Raw genomic sequence first — 18496 nt, 5'->3', positions numbered from 1 at the left:
GGATTGCGGCGCGTGAACCCGTTGTGGCAACGAGTGCTGCATCGCTGTGCCCGCGCGCTGGGCTGGACCGCCGGTACAGCGGTGATCCTGCTCGCCGTGTTGATGGCGCTGACCCAATTGCTCTTGCCCTTGCTGGCGCGGCATCCGCAGTGGGTGGCGGCGCAGTTGAGCCAGCGGCTTCAGCGACCGGTCAGTTTTGCCTCGCTGGAGGGACGCTGGACGGCCTCCGGTCCGCTGTTCATCATGCACAACGTGACGGTGGGCGCGGCGGCGGGCGAGACGGGCGACATGCTGCAGCTTCCCGAATCCGAACTGAAACTTGATTTCGGCGGCTGGTTGTTGCCCTCGCGGCACTTGCTCAATCTGTACGTGCGTGGCCTGCAGGTCGATCTGGCGCGCGATGCCGACGGTAGCTGGCACGTCAACGGCATTGGCCTGGCTGGCGATGCGAGTCGGCAGCCGTTATCGCTGGGCCGCTTTTCGATCGACCTGTGGCTCGAAGACCTGCGGGTCGTCATCACCGATGCCAAGCATGGCAAGAGCTATGCGTTGCTGTCCCCACAATTTCGGCTGAGCTGGCAGGGCACCCAGATCCGCATCGGCGGCAGGCTGCGTCGAGAAGGTGAGGCGGCGGCCTTTCGCACGGCAGGTCGCTTTCGTGCGGACGGCAGCTCCGGCCAGCTGTGGATCAGTGCCGACGATATCGATCTCAAGCCATTGCTGGATAGTGTCGATCTGGATGGCTATTTGCCGCAGGGCCATGGTCGACTGGCGTCGTGGCTGGATTGGCACAAGGGCAGGGTGACCAGCAGCGTGTCCCGATTCGACCTGGACCGCCTGACGGTGACCGCCCCCAGCGGTGCCTACGCCAGCGTGAGCGCCTTGCACGGACTGGCCGGACTACGCCGGACCGGCGACGGTTACGAGGTGCGCTGGGCCAGTGACGATGGCGGCGCGTTGGCGCTTGCGCTGCATCAGCCCGGCACTCCGCAGTTCAGCGTCGACCTTTCCGCGCGCGAACTGCAACTGTCGCCGCTGCTGCCGTGGTTGGCGCTGAAGCCGGATCTCGCGCCGGGTCTCGCACAATGGGTCGGCAGTGGCCATCCGCGCGGCGATCTGACCCGGCTTGCACTGAAGTGGAATCAGGGCGCCGGACTGCAGGAGCTCGATCTCGCGTTCAAGAATCTGGGCATCGATGCCGTCGGCACACTGCCGGGAGTCAGCCAGCTGCAAGGCGAGTTGCGTGGCGATGCCGAAGCACTGTCGCTGGAGCTGCCGGCGCAAGTCAGCACGCTGCAATTTCCACACCTGTTCCGCCAGCCGTTCGTGCTGTCGAAGCTGGGCGGCACGATGGCGTTCTGGATGCAGGATGGCGTGCCGCACCTCGGTGCCGACACACTCGATTTTGTCGGGGCCGGTTACGCCGGCCACGCGCGTGGCGAAGTGACGTTGCAAGCGCAGGGCGCGCCTATCCTGGACCTGTACGCCAGTGTGGATCATGCCGATGTTCCCGCAGCCAAGTTGTTCTGGCCCAACTCCATGCCGCCCCCCACCATCGCATGGCTCGATCGCGCACTGGTGAGCGGAAGCGTCGATCAAGCCCAGGTACTGGTGCGTGGAGATATGGCGGACTGGCCATTCCATCACAACGAAGGTCGCTTCGAGGCGCGGGCGCAGATCAGCGACCTCACGTTCGACTACGGTCCTGATTGGCCACGCGCCGAGGGTGTCGGCGCGGTGGCCAACTTCATCAATAGCGGCATGTTGATTGAAGCCAGCGGCGGTCAGTCGTTGGGTGTGAAGGCGGACAAGGCGACCGCCTTGATCCCCGACTTCGGCGATGGCCTGCTCGATCTCAATGTGCAAGGCAATGGCAGCGGTGCCGACTTGATGGAGTTTGTACGCAAAAGCCCGATCGGCATTCGCCAGGCCGATACGCTGGCCAAGTTGAATCTGGGCGGCAGCGGTACGTTTGATTTTCATCTGGCGTTGCCACTGAAGAAAGATGCGGTCGCGCAATTGAGTGGTACCGCGCAGTTGAAGGATGCAGACTTCAACGCCCCGGACTGGAATCTCAAACTCGACAAGCTCAACGGCCCGCTGCGCTTCGATGCGCATGGCGCGCAAGCTGGTCTGCAGGCCAGTTCGCTGGATGCAGGCTTCCACGGCCGTCCGGCCAAATTGCAGTTGGCGATTGCCGCTGCCAACAGCGACCCGAACACCATACTGTCGGCGCAGTTGCAAGGCAGCTATAGCATCGCCGAACTGGTGCAGGACTACCCGTCGCTGAAATGGCTGGGTCAGCTGGGCGATGGTCGCAGTGATTTCACCGTCGGTTACGCGCTCGCCCATGTCTCCGGTAGCACCGCGACGGCGCAGACCCTCAGTGTCGACTCGCCGCTGAGTGGTACTTCGCTGGATCTGCCGGCGCCGCTGAACAAGCCGGAGGCAGCCAGCCTGCCCTTGCATCTGAGCATGAACCTGCCAGTCAGCGGCAGCGATCTGCAGTTTGCATTGGGCCAGGTCGCACGCGGGCACTTGCGGTTGCCGGCGGGTGCGCAGCAACCGTTGGCGGCCACGCTGGCATTCGGCAATCAGCTACCAGACGGATTGCCCGCGCGGGACCTGCGCATTCGCGGTCATGCAGATCAGCTGGATGTCACCGGCTGGGTAGCGCACGCCGCTGCGGGCGCCGGTAGTGGTGGTCCTGGGCTGGAGAGCCTGGATATCAGCACCGACCAGGCCGGGTGGTTCGGTCATTCGCTGGGGTCGATGAAGATCCAGCTCAAACCGCAAGCCGAAGGGTTGAGCGCGGACGTCGACGGTGTCGCCATGGTCGGCAATTTCACCATACCGACCGATCTGGACAAGCGCGGCCTCACCGCACGGCTGCAGCGGTTGTACTGGCCGAAGGACACGGCGGCGGAGACCGCGGCGGCAGCAGGCGCGCCGGCCACGGATCCCGCCAACACCGGCATCAACCCCGCGGCGCTGCCGCCGTTCCATCTTTACGTAGCTGATCTGCGACTGGGTGACGCGAAACTGGGCGAGGCTCGCCTGGAAACCTGGCCGACCGCGAGCGGCATGCATGTCGAGCAGCTGCGTGCGTTGTCCAGTAGCGTGCAGATCAATGCCAGCGGTGACTGGAATGGCAGCCCCAGCAACAGTCACACGCATTTGAAAATTGGTTTTGCGTCCGACGATCTCGGCACCATGCTGGGTGCATTCGGTTTCGAGGGCATGGTCAATGGCGGCAAGACCAACGACCAGCTCGATGCCAGTTGGCCCGGCGCGCCCAGCGCGCTGTCACTGGCCAACATGGATGGCGCACTCAGCATTCATGTCAGCAACGGCTATATACCCGAAGCGACAACGCCCATGAAGGGGCGCTTGCTCGGTCTGGTTTCGCTGATCGAACTGCCGCGCCGGCTGTCGCTGGATTTCGGCGATGTTTTCCGCAAGGGCCTTGCCTTCGACTCGATCACCGGCGATTTTCATTTGGCCGATGGCAATGCCACTACCACCAACCTGTTCATGAAGGGCCCTGCCGCGAACATCAGCATCACCGGTCGTACCGGTCTGCGTGCCAAGGATTTTGACCAGCAGGTGTGGGTAATGCCACATGTCGGCAACAGCCTGCCTTTGGTCGGTGCGGTGGTCGGTGGCCCGATCGGTGCGGCGGCTGGGTTTGCAGTACAGGGTTTGCTCGGAAGAAGTTTCAGCAAGGCCGCCAGTGCGCGCTATCAGATCACCGGCAGCTGGGACAAACCCGTGATGACCCTGATTGAAAAGCGCGAAATAGGCGCGCCGCCCGCTGCACCGCTGCTCAACCCCACCGGCAGTCTGCCGGGCGGGGCGGGCAATGTGATACCCGCCGCCTCAGGCTCGGCCGGTCGATGACCAGCCTTGCCATCAGAGCGGTTCTTGCTGCGGTGGTTCGGTCGGTGTGCTGCGGTTACGGAAGGGAAACAGCTGCTGCCGGATGAAACCGTCCGGCATGTAGTCGCCGACCACGCCGTAGTGCTCGGGAAAGTTCTTCTTCGATTTCACGGCAGTACCAAACAGGTAATCGATAAACGCGTAGTGTGCCGCGTAGTTCCTGTCGATCGCCTCCTGGTCGGATGCGTGGTGCCAGTGGTGGAAATCCGGCGTTACCAGCAGGTACTTCAGCGGTCCCCACGGAAGATGCACGTTCGCGTGGTTGAACACCGCCTGGAAGCCGACGATCAGGATGTAGCCGTTCATCGCCGCCTCGCTGAAGCCGAGGATGTACAACGGCGCCAGCACGCATACGCGAGTGAAGATCAGCTCAAGCATGTGCTGGCGCGAGCCGGCCAGCCAGTCCATCGTCTTCACGCTGTGATGCACCGCGTGGAAGCGCCACAGAAACGGCACCTCGTGATACGCACGATGCGTCCAGTACTGCGCCATGTCTGCAACCAGCACGCACAGCAACAGCTGCGGCACGAACGCGATGTGCTGCACGGTCTGCTGGAAGTTGCTGCTGACCAGCCAGCCAAACAGGTGATGCAGGAGGAAGTTCACCGTCAGTAACGCGAGGCCGACGATAAAGTGATTCACCGCGAAGTGTTTCAGATCCGTCTGCCATTCCTTGCGGAACAGCGTCTGCCCCTTGTACAGCGGAAACAGTTTCTCGATCACCACGAAGATCAGCGTCGAGCCGAGCAGGTCGAGGATGAACCAGTCCAGGCCGATATACGGCGTGTGATCGGCGAAATTGCCCACCGGCACGCGCGAGCCACCCAGCGCGACCGCCGCGATCACCAGCAGGAACGCCACGATGCTGAGGTTGCGCTGGCGATTGAGGATGAGGTTTCCCAGCGACATGCCTCCGGCCACCAGCAGCCCGACCAGCAGTAACTGGCGCAGCACGTCGACCGAGTACTTATGGCGCAGGTCCGGGGTGGTCAGGTACTGCGGAAAGTGAAACGCAAGCACCGCCAGCAGGCACAGAAAGCCCAGCGACAACGCAATGATGCTGGTGATCATGCCGAGGCCGGGCTTGAGCTCACCGTCGCCGCGCAGCAGCTCGCGGGTCTCCTCCACCGGAGCCTTCACCGTGCGTTTGATGGCGTCGCGGGTGGCTTGTCGTTTTGAGTGATCGCCCATGGTGATCCTCCACGTGAGACGCCGGCTGGCATTGCCGCGCATGGTAGCCCAGAGCGCGCGCCGCAGCTTTAAAGCTGCCATTGGCAACCCCATGTGGGATAGTTCCTGACTGACCATTGATGACACCGACACCCATGGATTCCCTGATTGCGCTAGCGCAGAACAAGTTGCTGTCCCCCGGCGGCATCGCCACCGGCGACCTCGACCGTGTGTTCACCCAGTTGATGGGGCCGTCGATCGACGCGGCCGACCTGTATTTTCAGCACTCGCGCAGCGAGTCATGGCTGCTGGAAGAGGGCATCGTCAAGGATGGCAGCCATTCGATCGAGCAGGGCGTAGGTGTGCGTGCGATCTCCGGCGAAAAGACCGGCTTCGCGTATTCCGATGAGATCGTGCTGCCGCAACTGCTGGAAGCCTCACGGGCGGCACGTGCCATTGCCAACGATGGCAACGGCGCCGGCAAGCCACTGGCGCTCAACGGTGCGCGTCAGCTGTATCCGGCCATCGATCCGGTCGAGAGCCTGCCGAATCCGGACAAGATCGCACTGCTGCGCGAAGTCGATGCGTATGCACGCTCGCGCGACCCACGCGTGAAACAGGTGATCGTGAGCCTCTCCGCGACCATCGACACGATCCTGATCGCTGCCTCCGACGGTACCCTGGCGGCCGATGTACGTCCGCTGGTGCGCCTCAGTGTGCAGGTGATTGCCGAGCAGGGCGGTCGTCGCGAGCAGGGCAATGCGGGCGGTGGTGGTCGTTACGGCTACCGCGAACTGATCGAAAATGGCCGCGCGCTGGCGTTCGCCGATGAAGCCGTGCGGCAGGCGCTGGTGAACCTGGCGGCGGTCGATGCGCCGGCCGGCAGCATGACCGTAGTGCTTGGCCCCGGCTGGCCCGGCGTGCTGTTGCACGAGGCGATCGGCCATGGGCTGGAGGGGGACTTCAACCGCAAGGGCAGCTCCGCGTTCTCCGGCCGCCTGGGCCAGCGTGTCGCCGCTCCCGGCGTCACCATCGTCGACGACGGTACCATTTCCGGTCGCCGCGGCTCGCTCAGCATCGACGACGAAGGTACGCCGACCGAGTGCACCACGCTGATCGAGGACGGCATCCTCAAGGGCTACATGCAGGACAAGCTCAACGCGCGACTGATGGGCATGGCGCCCACCGGCAACGGCCGCCGCGAGTCGTTCACCACGCTACCGATGCCGCGCATGACCAATACCTACATGCAGCCCGGTTCGCATGACCCCGAAGAGATCATCCGCTCGGTAAAGCGCGGCCTGTACGCACCGAACTTCGGCGGCGGCCAGGTCGACATCACCAACGGCAAGTTCGTGTTCTCCGCCAGCGAGGCCTACCTGATCGAAGACGGCAAGATCACCCGCCCAGTCAAGGGCGCGACCCTGATCGGCAGCGGCCCCGAAGTGCTCAACCGCGTGTCGATGATCGGCAACGATCTCAAGCTCGACGAAGGCGTCGGTGTCTGCGGCAAGGACGGCCAGAGCGTGCCCGTCGGCGTTGGTCAGCCGACGCTGAAAATCGATGGCATGACGGTGGGTGGCACGGCGTCGTAGACGCCAAAGTCAGGCCGGATCAGCGCTGCGTATCACTCCGGAATGTCCGCTACGAGTAGCGGGCATCCGTAGCGCGTGGATGCGGGAACTCGAACCGGTACAGGGAAATCAACCTGACTCCACCTTTCATTAGCAGCGTGCTATTCGCTCGACCTTCGCGCAACTTCCGCTCGCGGCCAAAAGCGGCCGTAACGCTCTGGCTCTAAACGACCTCCAAAAAAGCTTCGTCTGAGTCCCCCGCCGTCAACTTCGTCAGCTCTTCAATAAAGCGGTCCAGCAAAGCCGGCTCACTTTTGAGGTGCAATGTTGCTTGGTTGGCCACCTTCCTTTTGGCGAAATCTGCCCACGCTGATTGGGAGTTCACCGTCATAAATACGTATCCGCGCCCCAACTCCAGAAAGCTGAGCTGCGCACGAAAGGCTCCGTTGGCATATTCCGGTGTGAACTGTCCAAAAGAGATTTCGAAGACACCATGATGAACGTCTTTCTTGAATCCGTTGAGACCCAAGACAACATCATTTAGATGCTGATGATCTGCATAAACTTGGACGCAGGACAGAAACGCATCGCCACGGCTGGCGATTTCCAACTCCACCACGTCCTCGTCTTGCCACACTTTCCGAAAGCTCAGGCCTGACTTCACAACTACCCCTTACCTAAAGATTTAGCTGTTGAAATCGACACTTGATGGCGTTCCCAGTCGGAGGCAGACATTCTTACCAACTCCGCTCAATATACAAAACTTGGCCTGGATGGTGCTCCCTGATGGTCTCCACGGCCGACTCGATGTCGGCCTGATCAGCGGGATCGATCCATCGCGTGAAGTTGGTCAGCTCAAACCCTTCCGCGCGCAAGCGCTCCAAGTCGGGCGCCGCCAATAGTCCGTGATTCACCCAGAGCGCCGTCTCGCGGCTAATGACCGAGTCGAGAATTTCTGCCACGCCCTGCTTTGTCAGCGCGAAAAGGACCAAGGAAGTCTCCAAAGTTAGGCGTCGATGCTGTCCGCTACGGGTCGGAAATAGGCGGCGACAATAGTGATTAATCCGCCTTCATGAAGACGAGCTGCGGACCTTCAATGAAGGTGGCAACGCGGTCAGCCAGATGCACGTGATCGAAGCTCGCGCATTCCATCTCGATCGCAACATCGCCAAGTAGTCTAGCAATGGCCCTCAGTTCGTGTGGGCTAGCCACCACTGTAACTTCGGATAGCGCCGCCGGTCCGCGTTCGTTGCGACTCCCTTCCTTGTACCCATAGAGCTTCATGCCAACCTCGGTATAGCGTCGTTTCTGGGGTATTCCGAAATGTCCGTATTGGGTCCAGGCTGTGTGAAAACTCCGAGCTTCCATCAAGCGTGTGCCTCCTGCGCGAATTCTAGACGACTTACCGAACGTCAGAGCTTCAGAATCGAATCTACACGCCCCGATTTGAGCAAATCTTGACCAGCCTCAAACGCAAATTTGCGTTTTCACACAGCCTCGGTCGATAACGGACATCCTGAGATTGCCGCCTCACCGTACGTTGCGCAAGGACCATTCGCGGCCAGAAGCTGACATTCAGAGAGTGGGTTCAAAACCAGCTCGCAACGTTACTTGAATTTATTGGTCGTGCGCTCACGATAAAAACCGGGCGCGCTGCTAGGCGGCTTCATGAGATGTGATCTTGACAGTGAAATTCTCGGGACTGAGTGTTTGGAGAAAGTCGCGGGCGTCGAAGATCTCTCCTGGGGCAAAAGCACCGCGTGGTTTGGCGGGGTGTTCGATGATCCGAGCCGCGGCTTCCACGATCAACGGCGCGCTGACGGCATAGATGTCTCGCCCCGTCGCTGAGGCACGCCGCAACTGGTTGCCTTTGCGCACGACCACATCCAGTAGAAACGTTTGCGCGGAGCGTCCGCTGCTATCGGCGGCGGTGGGTTCCGGCGTTGTCGTGTCGCGGAGGTCTTTTAAAGGATGCAGGTTCATGTAGGCGTTTATTTCAGGAACCTTTAGATGACGCGAGAGGGTGATCATCTCGGACAGGGTCAGGGTCACCACCTCCTGCGTCCCGAACGGTTCTGAAAAATCCCAGTGGCGGGTAGGTGGCGGATTGGCCAATGGTGTCGGCACACCGTTGGATACGACGACGCGCGGCACGGTGTTCCGTTCACCGGTTAGACGCGTGCCTTTGGTCGGTAGCCAGCAGTCCAGGGCGACGGCGATCTGAATCTCGTCGGCGCTTGTCCAGTCACCCATGGCAGCGGTCGCCAGCAAATCGGCGAATCCGCCGTAGAAGGCCATCGCGGGCAGCAGCACGACACCAGCCTCACGGGCGTCATCAGAATAGTTTTCATAGGTGGCGAGCACCGATGCCTGTTCGGCAGCCAGATCCAGATAGTGGATTCTGGCGCGCAGGGCAGCCTCGATGAGCGGCGCTGCTGTGTCCAGGAAGGGACCCGCGCCATTGATGACGGCCACGGCACCGGCCAATGCACGATCGAGTGAGACTGGATCGTCGATTGAGGCAGGCCGCACGTCCAGTGATGGATACGCTGAAGCGAATGCGTGTAGTTGAACCGGATCGCGCCCGCTCAGGATGGGGGTCCAGCCGCGCTTGAGTAACTCGGCCACGATGAAACGCCCGGTGTGGCCGTAGGCGCCGTACACGGCGACGGTCCTGTTATTGGCCGCAGGTGCTGCGCTGGCAATGCTCATGGGGTGTTCTCGTTGGGTATCGTCAAAGACTGCTGTTCAGAAGCACGCCGCGCACGAACGGCGCGACGGCTCCGAGATCTTGTTCCACATGCCTGACTAGTCATGACCAAGTCTGGATGACCGTGTGGCCAGCGCCCGCCATCCATCCATGCTCAGCCGATCTTCGACGAAGCGGCGGCGCTGAAGGCTTCCTTCAGCTTTGTCGCGCACTCCTCGCAACAGACTTCGACGGTTTTTCCACCCAAGGTCACAGTTACTGAATTTTCGTCCAGTTCGTAGTCACACGCTGCGCAAGTATTTCCACTCATGACTCTGCCCTCAATGACCCGAAGTCCGGGTAGGGCTATTTAGTCAGGGGTCTGCGCGGGCCGCTGTCAAAATCTTTAGCAACTTGAAGGCATGAGTCTATCGGCGGAGTGCGACTTGCCGGAATTCGGTCGGGGTTCGGCCGTAAGTCTTCAGGAATGAAGCGCTGAAATGACTGTGGCTGCTAAACCCGAGCTCAAGGCTCAGCTGGCTCAAATCTTCGTACTGCCCCAGCAAGTCCAGCGAGTGGGCCAAGCGAAGGCGCAACTGATAGCGGTAAAGGGGTACGCCTTCGACCTGTTGAAATACCTGCGTCAGGTAGACGGGAGAGACGCCAACCTTGGCCGCTATGTCCGCCAGGGCCCACCTCCTGGAAAGATCACTGGCCAGGATCAGTTTGGTGCGATCGGCTAGCCGCTGCCGCCCCGCATTCGCGCCCGCGCTATGCGTCGTACTCGAGCCAAGACTGCGCTGCGCGAGTGTCAATGACAGACTTTCCGCTTCGAGTCGTTCGGCTACGTTCTCCCGCAGGCTGTGGCGCAATAACGCCACCAAGGCTTGGGCCCGCGGGTCGATGCCCAACTGCTGCTGTCGAAACGTGAAGGCGTTCTTGTCCCAGGTCAGCGCCTTGGGCGCCAACTCGCGCAGCAACTCCTCATCCAGCACAAGGACCAGGCTCGCATCGCCGCCATCTACGGGATGGCTGACCTGGTAACCCTGGAGGGCGTTGAACAAAAGCACCTGGTTGGATTCGGCAACCGCCTGGGTTTCACCGACATGGCGCAGGTAAGTACCCCGGTAGGGAAACACGAGGTGAGTCTTGCTGGTGCACTCCTCGTCACTCCTGTGCCGACACGTCCCACTGCAATAAACGTCCCGGACCGTGACGGACGGCGTTTCAAGCAAGGTGCGGACAGTGAAATCAGGCATCTGGCCTCGATACGTGACCTTGCGCCGCCCACGGCAGCGTGCATTCACGTTCAGCAGTGATTTGAGCCGAGCATGCAGCTTAATGGAGCTATCAGCGACTACGCGAATTTATGTACTTGATGGAGGCGGGGAGGCTGAGCGAGATCGGCACGAATGGCCGCCACAGGTTTAGGGCGCCGTCGTAAGTGGACGCTATGGGTTTGCCATCTGGCCGTCCATCAAGACCGACGATAGTTTACGCTGGCTCGTATATCTCATGATCGAGGGGGCGGACATGCGTGCCGATGTCGCGAAGTGGATGGTGTCGCTGGTAACTCCGTGCATCCTGGCATGGTTGGCCTGCATGGCTGTCGCGCAAGCGATGCCGTTGCCTCAGCGGCAAACCATTGCCATCACCGAGGTCACCGTCATCGACGTTGAGCACGGACGTTCGATGGGGCCGCGAACGGTTCTAGTCGATGACGGTCGTATTGTCGCGATCGTTGCGCCACACGACGCGAATATTCCGGCGCCGGCTCGGCGTGTCGATGGACGCGGAAGGTTTCTGATTCCCGGCTTGGTGGACATGCATGTCCACCTGTTCAACCTCTCATCGCGTCGGCCGCCGAACGATTGGTCGTTTCCACTGTACGTTGCCAACGGCGTCACCGGGGTGCGGGAGATGCGTGGCGATGCGGCATCCATGCTGCTGGTAAAGCGCTGGCGCAAGGCCCTGGATGATGGCGAACTCGCCGCGCCGCGCATCCTTGCTGCCGGCATCGCCGTGTACGGCAGCTCGCCGGAGGATGCGGCCCACCAGGTCGACGCTGCGGCCGATGCCGGTGCCGATTTCATCAAGGTCTTCTCGGAGATACCGGCTTCGCATTGGCGTGCTGTCCTCGCTGCAGCGCAAGCGCGTTCTCTGCCAGTGGTCGGCCACGCGCCGGCAGGCGTGCCGCTGCTGGTAACGGCCGAGGCAGGTCAGCGCAGCAACGAGCACCTGATGCAGGCCTATGAGGCCTGTTCGTCGATCGAAGCGCCCCTGCTCGAAGAACGCCGCGGCCTCGTTGGCGACGCGTTGACTGCGCGACGTGATGCACAGGAGGCGCGGACGCTGGCTGCGTTCGATCTTGGCATCTGCCGAAACGTGGCCAAAGTAATCGCGGGCACCGGTCAGGTACAGGTTCCGACGCTCGTGCTTGCCGACGAAGACTCGCTGGCAAAAAATGGGTCGCCGAGGTCAGATCCCCGCTGGCGATATTTGCGCGCGGACGAACACACGCGTTGGGAGCGATTCCTTTCCGGCTACACAGCGGAGGACGCGGCGCTGGCGAAGCGTCGCTGGCCGATCGCCCATCAGATCGTGTCGGTCATGCACCAGGCCGGCGTGCCGATCATGGCGGGAACCGACTCGCCCATGCCCGGGGTTTATCCGGGCTTTGCCTTGCATGATGAGATGGAGATGCTGGTCGAGTCGGGTCTGACCCCACGCGAGGCGCTGTACTCGGCGACGCTTGAGCCGGCCAGATTCCTCGGCATGGCGGATACGCGCGGAACGGTGGAAGTCGGCAAACGGGCGGACCTGGTCTTGCTGGACGCCGATCCGACCAAGGACATCCACAACGCTCGGCGCATCAACGCCGTGCTGCTCGACGGCCGCCTGTTACGGCGCGCCGACCTCGATGCGCTACTTGATGAGGCGGCCAAAGCGCAGGCACGCTGACAGGAAAGGTGGGCGGCCAATACCTGAACGCGTCCAGCGGAACGCGGCTGTTCTCGCGTCTGCCTGGTCGTCGGGGTCGCGGCGTTTGGCTGCTTTTCGGGGGGCGACAATATTTTTACTGCGGTGCGCCCATCTATAGTGCCGCCATCGGGGATGGCCATATCGATAGAGCAAAAGGTCATTTCGCGCGCCGTCCGCGCGCATCAACACTTTAGCCGTGGCTGCTTTTAGCCTTTGGGGTGTGGCGATGAATGAATTGACGCGTGATCTTCCGCAGGACGTTCGGCCGTCCATATCCACCACGAACCGGACGGCACGCGGAGGCCTGTTCTTCAACGAGGACTGGTGGTCGGTGTGGATCGGCCTGCTGGTGGTCGTGGTGGCCTGGGTACTGTTCGCCTCGGGCGGCAGTATCAAGTGGCTCGCCACGGCACCAGCGAAATGGTCGAGCCTGTCGCAGGCCGGCCAGGACCTCGTTGCGCACTTGCCGAATTACGCGGCGCTATTCGTGGTGTTCGCGGCGCTGTTCGGCGGTGCGCTGTACGTACTCAAGCAGCGTCTTGCGCATTTCCTGCCGGCGTTCCTGATCCTGTTTGTCGTGTCGTTGCTGATCTTCCAGACGGCGGCGTGGAGCCAGGCATCGCACTACAACCTCGAGGCGCCGCTGCTGGCCTTGCTGTTGGGGCTGCTGGTGTCCAACCTGGTCCGTTTGCCCGAGTGGTTTCAGGTCGGTCTGCGCGTCGAGTTCTATATCAAGGTGGGCATTGTGCTGCTCGGCGCAACACTGCCATTCACCTTGCTGGTGTGGGCCGGTCCGGTGGCGGTCGGGCAGGCGACAGTGGTATCCCTGCTGACGTTCTTCGTGATCTTTCTCGTCGGCAAGGCTCTGGGGCTGGACCGGCGCTTTGCTGCCGTGCTCGGGGTCGGCGGTGCGGTATGCGGCGTGTCGGCGGCGATTGCGATTGCCGGCGCCGTGCGCGCGCGGCGCGAGCAGGCTTCGGTAGCGATCACGCTGGTCATACTATGGGCGATCGTGATGATCTTCGTGTTGCCGTTTGCGTCGCACGCACTCGGCTTGTCGACAGGGGTGGCCGGCGCCTGGATCGGGACCTCGGAGTTCGCCGATGCGGCGGGCATTGCCGCTGCCCAGACCTATGGCGACATCGCCCGACATGCCGGCGGTGCGATTGCCGGCGCGCCGGATGCCGCGGTGCAGAACTTCACGTTGATGAAAGTGGTGGGTCGGGATATCTGGATCGGTATCTGGGCCTTCTCGCTGGCCTGGGTGGCCACGACGCGCTGGGATGCGTTGGAGGATGGCGTGCAGGTTAAGAAGGCGGATGCCCGCGAGATCTGGGCACGCTTCCCGAAATTCGTGCTTGGATTCCTGCTGGCGTCGGCCCTGATCACGTGGCTCGCGAGTTCCTATTCGCTGGCGGACTACCGCAAGATCGTCACGCCGGAACTGGTCGCACCGATTAGCGCCTTGCGCACCTGGGTGTTCACGTTCTGCTTCCTCAGCATCGGGCTGACTACGCGTCTGCGTTCGCTTAGCGCGACCGGCTGGAAACCGTTTCTCGCGTTCACGGCCGGTGTCGTGGTCAACGTCATTGTTGGCTACGTGATGTCCGCCCATGTCTTTGCGACGTACTGGGACAGCCTGGGGCACGGATGAGCACGACAGGCGACGCCAGCAAGGCTGAGCCGACCACAAGTTGCCTCGAGCAGGTGGTCCAGCCGGGTTGCGCTGGCTGCCGCCATCGTCTGGACGATCGCCGCATGACCGAGCAGCGTGTCGCAGGACTGGCGGTGTTCGGCTCAGCTTATGGAGCCAGCATCGGCGGTAGCCGGCTTTGCGTCCTGCATGATCGCTGGGTATCGCCGAATGATTTCTGCGTGCGCTTCAGCACGCTCAGCTGATGGCTCCCGAGCTGCAAGGAGCCATCGCCACGGCGTCAGGCGTCGGGCTTGCTGTCGCTTGCAGCCAGATCCTTCAGTAGCTGAAATATTTCGCGGTACGCGCGCGGCGGCTTGTTCGCATCGCGTTCGGTGCGGGCCTGGCGGATCAATGAGCGCACATGCTGGCGATCGATCTGCGGGTGTTCTGTGATCAGTTCGGAGAGTGCCGTTTCGTCCTCGCTGATCAGACGATCGCGCATCGCTTCGAGGCGGTGCATCGCGGCGGTTTCCTGGCGCTGCTTCTCGCGGTTCTCGCCGAGTTCGCCACGCACCGAAGCAAAGTCCGCGTCGTCGTAGCGGCGCATGACCTTGGCGAGGAACGCGAGCTGGCGCTTGCGCGCGATATGCGCGGTGATGCGACGGGTGACGTCGATCTCGCGGCGCACGTCTTCAGGCAGTTCCAGTTTCGCCAGCCGGCTCGGCGGCAGCTCCATCAACTGGGCAGCCAGCGTCAGTACCGCGAGTGCTTCGCGACGCTGCTGGGTGCGACTGGGACCGTAGTCCTCTTCGTCGAGTTCGGTTTGATTGCGGCTGCGGCTCGGGCTCACGGTTTCAATTCCAGGGATGGGGCGATGGTCAGATGTGCGGGTCGTCGGTGCCGGGCTCGGCTTGCTCGAGCGCGAAGCGGGCGATCGGCTCGCCATCCAGCTCGATGGTTTCGGTGAACATGGTGGCTGGGCGTACCCATAGACCGTGGTCCCCGTAGAGCGCCTGATAAACCACCAGCGGCTCCAGCGTTTCGCTGTGATGCGCGGTACCCAGCACGCGGTAGCGCTGACCCTTGTAGTGACGATAGATGCCGGCGGTTGGTTGCATGGGCGTTCTCCCCAACTCTTTGCATTTCGCCGAGCCGACCCCATCTTGGGCACTGCACCCCATCGGGGTCGGTGGTCGCGAACCGACTATTCTACTCGTCAAACCTCCAGGAAGCCCAACGTGACCGAACGCGCCATCAGCCAGGACCGCCATTTGTCGGCTCACAGCGGTCCAGATCGGAGCGAGCAAGAGCTCGATCGACTGGCCGAACTGGCCGAGGATGTGATTCGTCGCGCTCGCGCCGCCGGCGCCAGCCAGGCCGAGGTCGCCGCCAGCATCGATAGCGGGCTGAGCGTCAACGTGCGCCTGGGTGAGGTGGAGACGGTCGAGCACACCCGCGATCGTGGTTTCGGGCTTACCGTGTACTTCGGCCAGCGAAAGGGCTCGGCCAGCACCGCCGACCTGCATCCGGACTCGATCCAGGCGACCCTGGACCAGGCCTGCGCGATCGCGCGCTATACCGAAGCTGATCCAGCGGCGGGTTTGGCCGATGCGGCGCGCATGGCGACGTCGTTTCCTGATCTGGACCTGTGGCATCCGTGGGATATCGACACGACCCGCGCGATTGAACTGGGCATCGAAATCGAGGACGCCGGACGCGCCCATGCCGGCATCAGCAATTCAGACGGTGCCAGCGTGCAGGCCGGGCAAGGTCTGTCGGTGTATGCGAACTCGCACGGCTTCGTCGGGCGTGAACGAGGCACGCGGCATTCGCTGTCGCTGGCACTGATTGCCGGCGACGAGGACGGCATGCAGCGCGACTACTGGTACGACAGCGTGCGTGCGGCCGGCGACTTCATGAGCGCAAAGGTGCTCGGCGACCGGGCAGCCGAGCGCACCCTTGCACGCATGGGCGCACGCAGCCTGTCGACGCGGCAGTGTCCGGTGCTGTTTGCGCCGGAGCTGGCCCGGGGGCTGATCGGACATTTGCTGGGAGCAGTCAGCGGCGGCGCCTTGTATCGCCAGGCCAGTTTCCTGCTCGACCACGTCGGCAAGCAGGTGATGCCGTCATGGCTGAACATCATGGAGTTGCCGCGGCTGTTGCGCGGTCAGGGCTCAGGCAGCTTCGACGCCGAGGGCGTGGCGACCCGCGACAGCGCCTTGATCGAGGGCGGCGTGCTGGCGCGCTATGTGCTGGGCAGCTATTCGGCGCGCAAGCTCGGGCTGGAATCGACCGGCAACGCGGGCGGCATCCATAACCTGATCGTGGAACCGGGCAGCGCGGACCATGCGAAGGACGACTTCGCCGCCATGCTGAAACGCATGGGTACCGGGCTGCTGGTCACCGAGGTGATGGGGCAGGGCGTATCCACCATCACCGGGGACTATTCGCGCGGTGCAGCCGGTTTCTGGGTCGAAAACGGGCAGATCGCCTATCCAGTGGAGGAGATCACGATCGCTGCGAACTTGCGCGAGATGTTCGCCGGCATCGTGGCGGTGGGAGCGGACGTCGATCCTCGCTCGCACATCCTGACCGGCTCGATCCTGCTGGAACGGATGACGGTAGCAGGCGAGTAGGAGGCCGCCGAAGTTGGCGCCTTGCGGTGCCGCAAGTCCCCTCGGCAAAGCGGGCGGGGCTTGCTAGCATCAGCGCAACCGGCAATGGGCCGGCGATTGTCGACGCTGAGGAGATACGCATGAGCGTTCCACCCGAGTCCGTCATTCCGCCTTCACCGAACGACCCGCCGCTAGTCGATGTCCCGTCGGCCGATCAGCGTCAGTGGGCGATGTTCGCGCATTTGTCCGCCCTGCTTGGCGCCATTCTCACCGGTGCTTTCGGTCATGGCTGGGGCTGTTTCATCGGCCCGCTGATCATCTGGCTGGTGAAGAAAGACACCATGCCCTTCGTCGATGACCAAGGCAAAGAGGCGCTGAATTTCAATATCACGGTGGCGATTGCTCTCCTGATCCTGCTGCTGATTTCGATCATGACCTTAGGTGTGGGCCTGATCATCGCGATTCCGCTGTGGATCATCATTGGTATCGGCTGGCTGGTATTCACCATCATCGCGGCTATCAAGGCGAATGAAGGTGTGCGCTACCGCTACCCGTTCACGCTGAGATTGATCAAGTAATCGAGGTCAGTTCACGCAATAAAAAAGCAGCCGTGAGGCTGCTTTTTTATTGCGTGATGGATGGCTATTGGCTACTTCGAATGTGCGTAAGTCGCCCTTTCAATGCGCACGATGGCCGGCGTAACGAGCCAGCTCGGCCAGCAGAGAGCCCTTGTTGCCTAGTGGTTCAATCGCCGCCAGCGCCGATTCGATCAGTTCCGCCAGTCGTGCGCGCGAGGCGTCAAGGCCAATGATCGAGGGGAAGGTGGGCTTGGCGGCGGCGGCATCCTTGCCGGCGGTCTTGCCGAGTACGGCCGATTCGCCTTCCACGTCGAGGATGTCATCGCGCACCTGGAACGCCAGGCCTACCGCGTGGGCGTAGCGATCCAGCGCTTGCAGCGCTTCGGCATCGGCACGCGCGACGAGCGCGCCCATCTGCACCGAGGCACGTATCAAGGCGCCGGTCTTGAGGGCGTGCATATGCTCCAGTTCGGCCAGCGTCAGCTGTTGGCCGACCGCCGCCAGGTCCAGCGACTGTCCGCCGGCCATGCCTTCGGCGCCGCAGGCACGGCTGAGCACACGCAGCATGGCGATGCCGGTGGTGGCGTCGGTCTGGTGCGCGGGGTCATCGGCCAGGATCTCGAAGGCCAGCGCCTGCAGCGCGTCGCCGGCGAGAATCGCCATCGCCTCGCCGAAGACGATATGGCAGGTCGGACGGCCGCGGCGCAGGGCATCGTCGTCCATCGCGGGCAGGTCGTCGTGAACCAGCGAATAGGCGTGGATCAGCTCCACCGCACAGGCGGCCGCATCGAGCTGCGGGTCGCTTTCGCCGAACGCATGAGCGGCGGCGTAAACCAGCAGCGGGCGCAGCCGCTTGCCGCCGCCAAGCACGGCGTAACGCATCGCGCGATGCAGCGCGGCAGGGGACTGTTCGGCGGGCGGCAGGCAGCGATCCAAGGCCTGTTCGGCACGAAGGATCAACGCTTGCAGGGTAGGGCCGAGCTTAGAGTTCGGGTTCAAACGGTTCGGCGCTGTCGGGGGCATCGGGATCAAGCAGCAGGCGCACACGCAGTTCGGCCAGTTCCAGCGACTGCTGACAATGACGGTACAGGCCGATGCCACGCTCGAACGAAGCGAGCGATTCATCCAGACTCAACTCGCCGCCTTCCATCCGCGCGACCAGTTGTTCCAGTTCGTCCAGGGAACGTTCAAAGTCGACCGGAGGCGGGGTTTTGACGGAAGCGGGAGCGGTCTTGGCCATGGGCCGCAACGCTAACGCAGGGCAGGCAGGGAATCAATCGGCATCGCTTCGGTGGGGACACATTTTTTTGCGC

At 62.5% G+C, this 18496-nt stretch carries 18 protein-coding genes; 7 read left to right on the top strand and 11 right to left on the bottom strand.

Annotation, left to right across the window (positions count from 1 at the left end):
- The first annotated feature begins 12 nt into the window (after positions 1-12).
- A complete protein-coding gene (locus HDE77_RS17420; RefSeq protein WP_184419190.1) occupies positions 13-3900 on the top strand; it encodes a YhdP family protein in 3888 nt (1295 codons plus the stop codon).
- Between the two features lie 12 nt (positions 3901-3912).
- On the opposite strand, the gene HDE77_RS17415 is transcribed toward HDE77_RS17420, so the two are convergent.
- A complete protein-coding gene (locus HDE77_RS17415) occupies positions 3913-5130 on the bottom strand; it encodes a sterol desaturase family protein (protein WP_184419189.1) in 1218 nt (405 codons plus the stop codon).
- Positions 5131-5264: 134 nt separating this feature from the next.
- On the opposite strand from HDE77_RS17415, the gene tldD reads away from it, so the two are divergent.
- Positions 5265-6704, top strand: a complete 1440-nt coding sequence (tldD, locus tag HDE77_RS17410) for a metalloprotease TldD (RefSeq protein WP_184419188.1) — start codon at positions 5265-5267, stop codon at positions 6702-6704.
- Positions 6705-6906: 202 nt separating this feature from the next.
- Here tldD and HDE77_RS17405 read toward each other — a convergent pair whose 3' ends face one another.
- The 6 genes from HDE77_RS17405 to HDE77_RS17380 form a co-directional block, all read right to left on the bottom strand.
- The gene (locus HDE77_RS17405; RefSeq protein ID WP_184419187.1) at positions 6907-7347 is read right to left on the bottom strand and encodes a hypothetical protein; all 441 of its coding nucleotides are present in this window, start codon (positions 7345-7347) and stop codon (positions 6907-6909) included.
- Positions 7348-7420: 73 nt separating this feature from the next.
- Positions 7421-7675 (bottom strand): hypothetical protein, encoded by a 255-nt coding sequence (locus HDE77_RS17400; RefSeq protein WP_184419186.1) that lies wholly within the window; start codon positions 7673-7675, stop codon positions 7421-7423.
- A gap of 67 nt (positions 7676-7742) precedes the next feature.
- Positions 7743-7967: a hypothetical protein gene (locus tag HDE77_RS17395; protein WP_184419185.1), complete on the bottom strand. Its 225-nt coding sequence runs from the start codon at positions 7965-7967 to the stop codon at positions 7743-7745.
- Positions 7968-8339: 372 nt separating this feature from the next.
- Positions 8340-9395, bottom strand: a complete 1056-nt coding sequence (locus HDE77_RS17390) for a saccharopine dehydrogenase NADP-binding domain-containing protein (protein ID WP_184419184.1) — start codon at positions 9393-9395, stop codon at positions 8340-8342.
- Between the two features lie 152 nt (positions 9396-9547).
- A complete protein-coding gene (locus tag HDE77_RS17385; protein WP_184419183.1) occupies positions 9548-9703 on the bottom strand; it encodes a hypothetical protein in 156 nt (51 codons plus the stop codon).
- A gap of 97 nt (positions 9704-9800) precedes the next feature.
- Complete coding sequence (locus tag HDE77_RS17380; protein WP_343206131.1) at positions 9801-10511, bottom strand: AraC family transcriptional regulator; 711 nt, start codon at positions 10509-10511, stop codon at positions 9801-9803.
- Positions 10512-10905: 394 nt separating this feature from the next.
- Between HDE77_RS17380 and HDE77_RS17375 the strand changes: the two genes are divergently transcribed.
- The 3 genes from HDE77_RS17375 (at position 10906) to HDE77_RS17365 (ending at position 14253) form a co-directional block, all read left to right on the top strand.
- Entirely contained in the window at positions 10906-12333 is a 1428-nt protein-coding gene (locus tag HDE77_RS17375; protein ID WP_184419181.1) for an amidohydrolase family protein, read from the top strand.
- Between the two features lie 247 nt (positions 12334-12580).
- Entirely contained in the window at positions 12581-14008 is a 1428-nt protein-coding gene (locus HDE77_RS17370; protein WP_184419180.1) for a putative sulfate exporter family transporter, read from the top strand.
- A complete protein-coding gene (locus HDE77_RS17365; RefSeq protein ID WP_221444343.1) occupies positions 14005-14253 on the top strand; it encodes a hypothetical protein in 249 nt (82 codons plus the stop codon). Before HDE77_RS17370 ends, HDE77_RS17365 begins: the two co-directional genes overlap by 4 nt.
- Before the next feature lie 35 nt (positions 14254-14288).
- Here HDE77_RS17365 and yjgA read toward each other — a convergent pair whose 3' ends face one another.
- Both yjgA and HDE77_RS17355 read right to left on the bottom strand, forming a co-directional pair.
- Positions 14289-14840: a ribosome biogenesis factor YjgA gene (yjgA, locus tag HDE77_RS17360; protein ID WP_184419179.1), complete on the bottom strand. Its 552-nt coding sequence runs from the start codon at positions 14838-14840 to the stop codon at positions 14289-14291.
- A gap of 28 nt (positions 14841-14868) precedes the next feature.
- Entirely contained in the window at positions 14869-15108 is a 240-nt protein-coding gene (locus HDE77_RS17355; protein ID WP_184419178.1) for a DUF1653 domain-containing protein, read from the bottom strand.
- Positions 15109-15261: 153 nt separating this feature from the next.
- On the opposite strand from HDE77_RS17355, the gene pmbA reads away from it, so the two are divergent.
- A complete protein-coding gene (pmbA, locus tag HDE77_RS17350; RefSeq protein WP_184419227.1) occupies positions 15262-16626 on the top strand; it encodes a metalloprotease PmbA in 1365 nt (454 codons plus the stop codon).
- Between the two features lie 119 nt (positions 16627-16745).
- Complete coding sequence (locus tag HDE77_RS17345) at positions 16746-17183, top strand: DUF4870 domain-containing protein (RefSeq protein WP_184419177.1); 438 nt, start codon at positions 16746-16748, stop codon at positions 17181-17183.
- Positions 17184-17282: 99 nt separating this feature from the next.
- On the opposite strand, the gene HDE77_RS17340 is transcribed toward HDE77_RS17345, so the two are convergent.
- The gene (locus HDE77_RS17340) at positions 17283-18182 is read right to left on the bottom strand and encodes a farnesyl diphosphate synthase (protein ID WP_255482789.1); all 900 of its coding nucleotides are present in this window, start codon (positions 18180-18182) and stop codon (positions 17283-17285) included.
- On the bottom strand, positions 18166-18423 hold the full coding sequence (locus HDE77_RS17335; RefSeq protein ID WP_184419175.1) for an exodeoxyribonuclease VII small subunit: 258 nt from the start codon (positions 18421-18423) through the stop codon (positions 18166-18168). The genes HDE77_RS17340 and HDE77_RS17335 overlap by 17 nt, the downstream gene beginning before the upstream one ends.
- Positions 18424-18496 lie beyond the last annotated feature (73 nt).

Origin of the sequence: Rhodanobacter sp. MP7CTX1 (assembly GCF_014205795.1) — a bacterium.
GTDB lineage: Bacteria > Pseudomonadota > Gammaproteobacteria > Xanthomonadales > Rhodanobacteraceae > Rhodanobacter.
Note: the sequence above shows the minus strand (reverse complement) of the source record. Positions and strands in the feature narration are given on the sequence as shown.

What these genes read in the sequence shown, in the direction of transcription:
- HDE77_RS17415 (WP_184419189.1), bottom strand. Translation starts at nt 5,130, where the DNA reads ATGGGCGATCACTCAAAACGACAAGCCACCCGCGACGCCATCAAACGC.
- tldD (WP_184419188.1), top strand. Translation starts at nt 5,265, where the DNA reads ATGGATTCCCTGATTGCGCTAGCGCAGAACAAGTTGCTGTCCCCCGGC.
- HDE77_RS17395 (WP_184419185.1), bottom strand. Translation starts at nt 7,967, where the DNA reads ATGAAGCTCTATGGGTACAAGGAAGGGAGTCGCAACGAACGCGGACCG.
- HDE77_RS17390 (WP_184419184.1), bottom strand. Translation starts at nt 9,395, where the DNA reads ATGAGCATTGCCAGCGCAGCACCTGCGGCCAATAACAGGACCGTCGCC.
- HDE77_RS17385 (WP_184419183.1), bottom strand. Translation starts at nt 9,703, where the DNA reads ATGAGTGGAAATACTTGCGCAGCGTGTGACTACGAACTGGACGAAAAT.
- HDE77_RS17375 (WP_184419181.1), top strand. Translation starts at nt 10,906, where the DNA reads ATGCGTGCCGATGTCGCGAAGTGGATGGTGTCGCTGGTAACTCCGTGC.
- HDE77_RS17370 (WP_184419180.1), top strand. Translation starts at nt 12,581, where the DNA reads ATGAATGAATTGACGCGTGATCTTCCGCAGGACGTTCGGCCGTCCATA.
- HDE77_RS17365 (WP_221444343.1), top strand. Translation starts at nt 14,005, where the DNA reads ATGAGCACGACAGGCGACGCCAGCAAGGCTGAGCCGACCACAAGTTGC.
- HDE77_RS17355 (WP_184419178.1), bottom strand. Translation starts at nt 15,108, where the DNA reads ATGCAACCAACCGCCGGCATCTATCGTCACTACAAGGGTCAGCGCTAC.
- HDE77_RS17345 (WP_184419177.1), top strand. Translation starts at nt 16,746, where the DNA reads ATGAGCGTTCCACCCGAGTCCGTCATTCCGCCTTCACCGAACGACCCG.
- HDE77_RS17335 (WP_184419175.1), bottom strand. Translation starts at nt 18,423, where the DNA reads ATGGCCAAGACCGCTCCCGCTTCCGTCAAAACCCCGCCTCCGGTCGAC.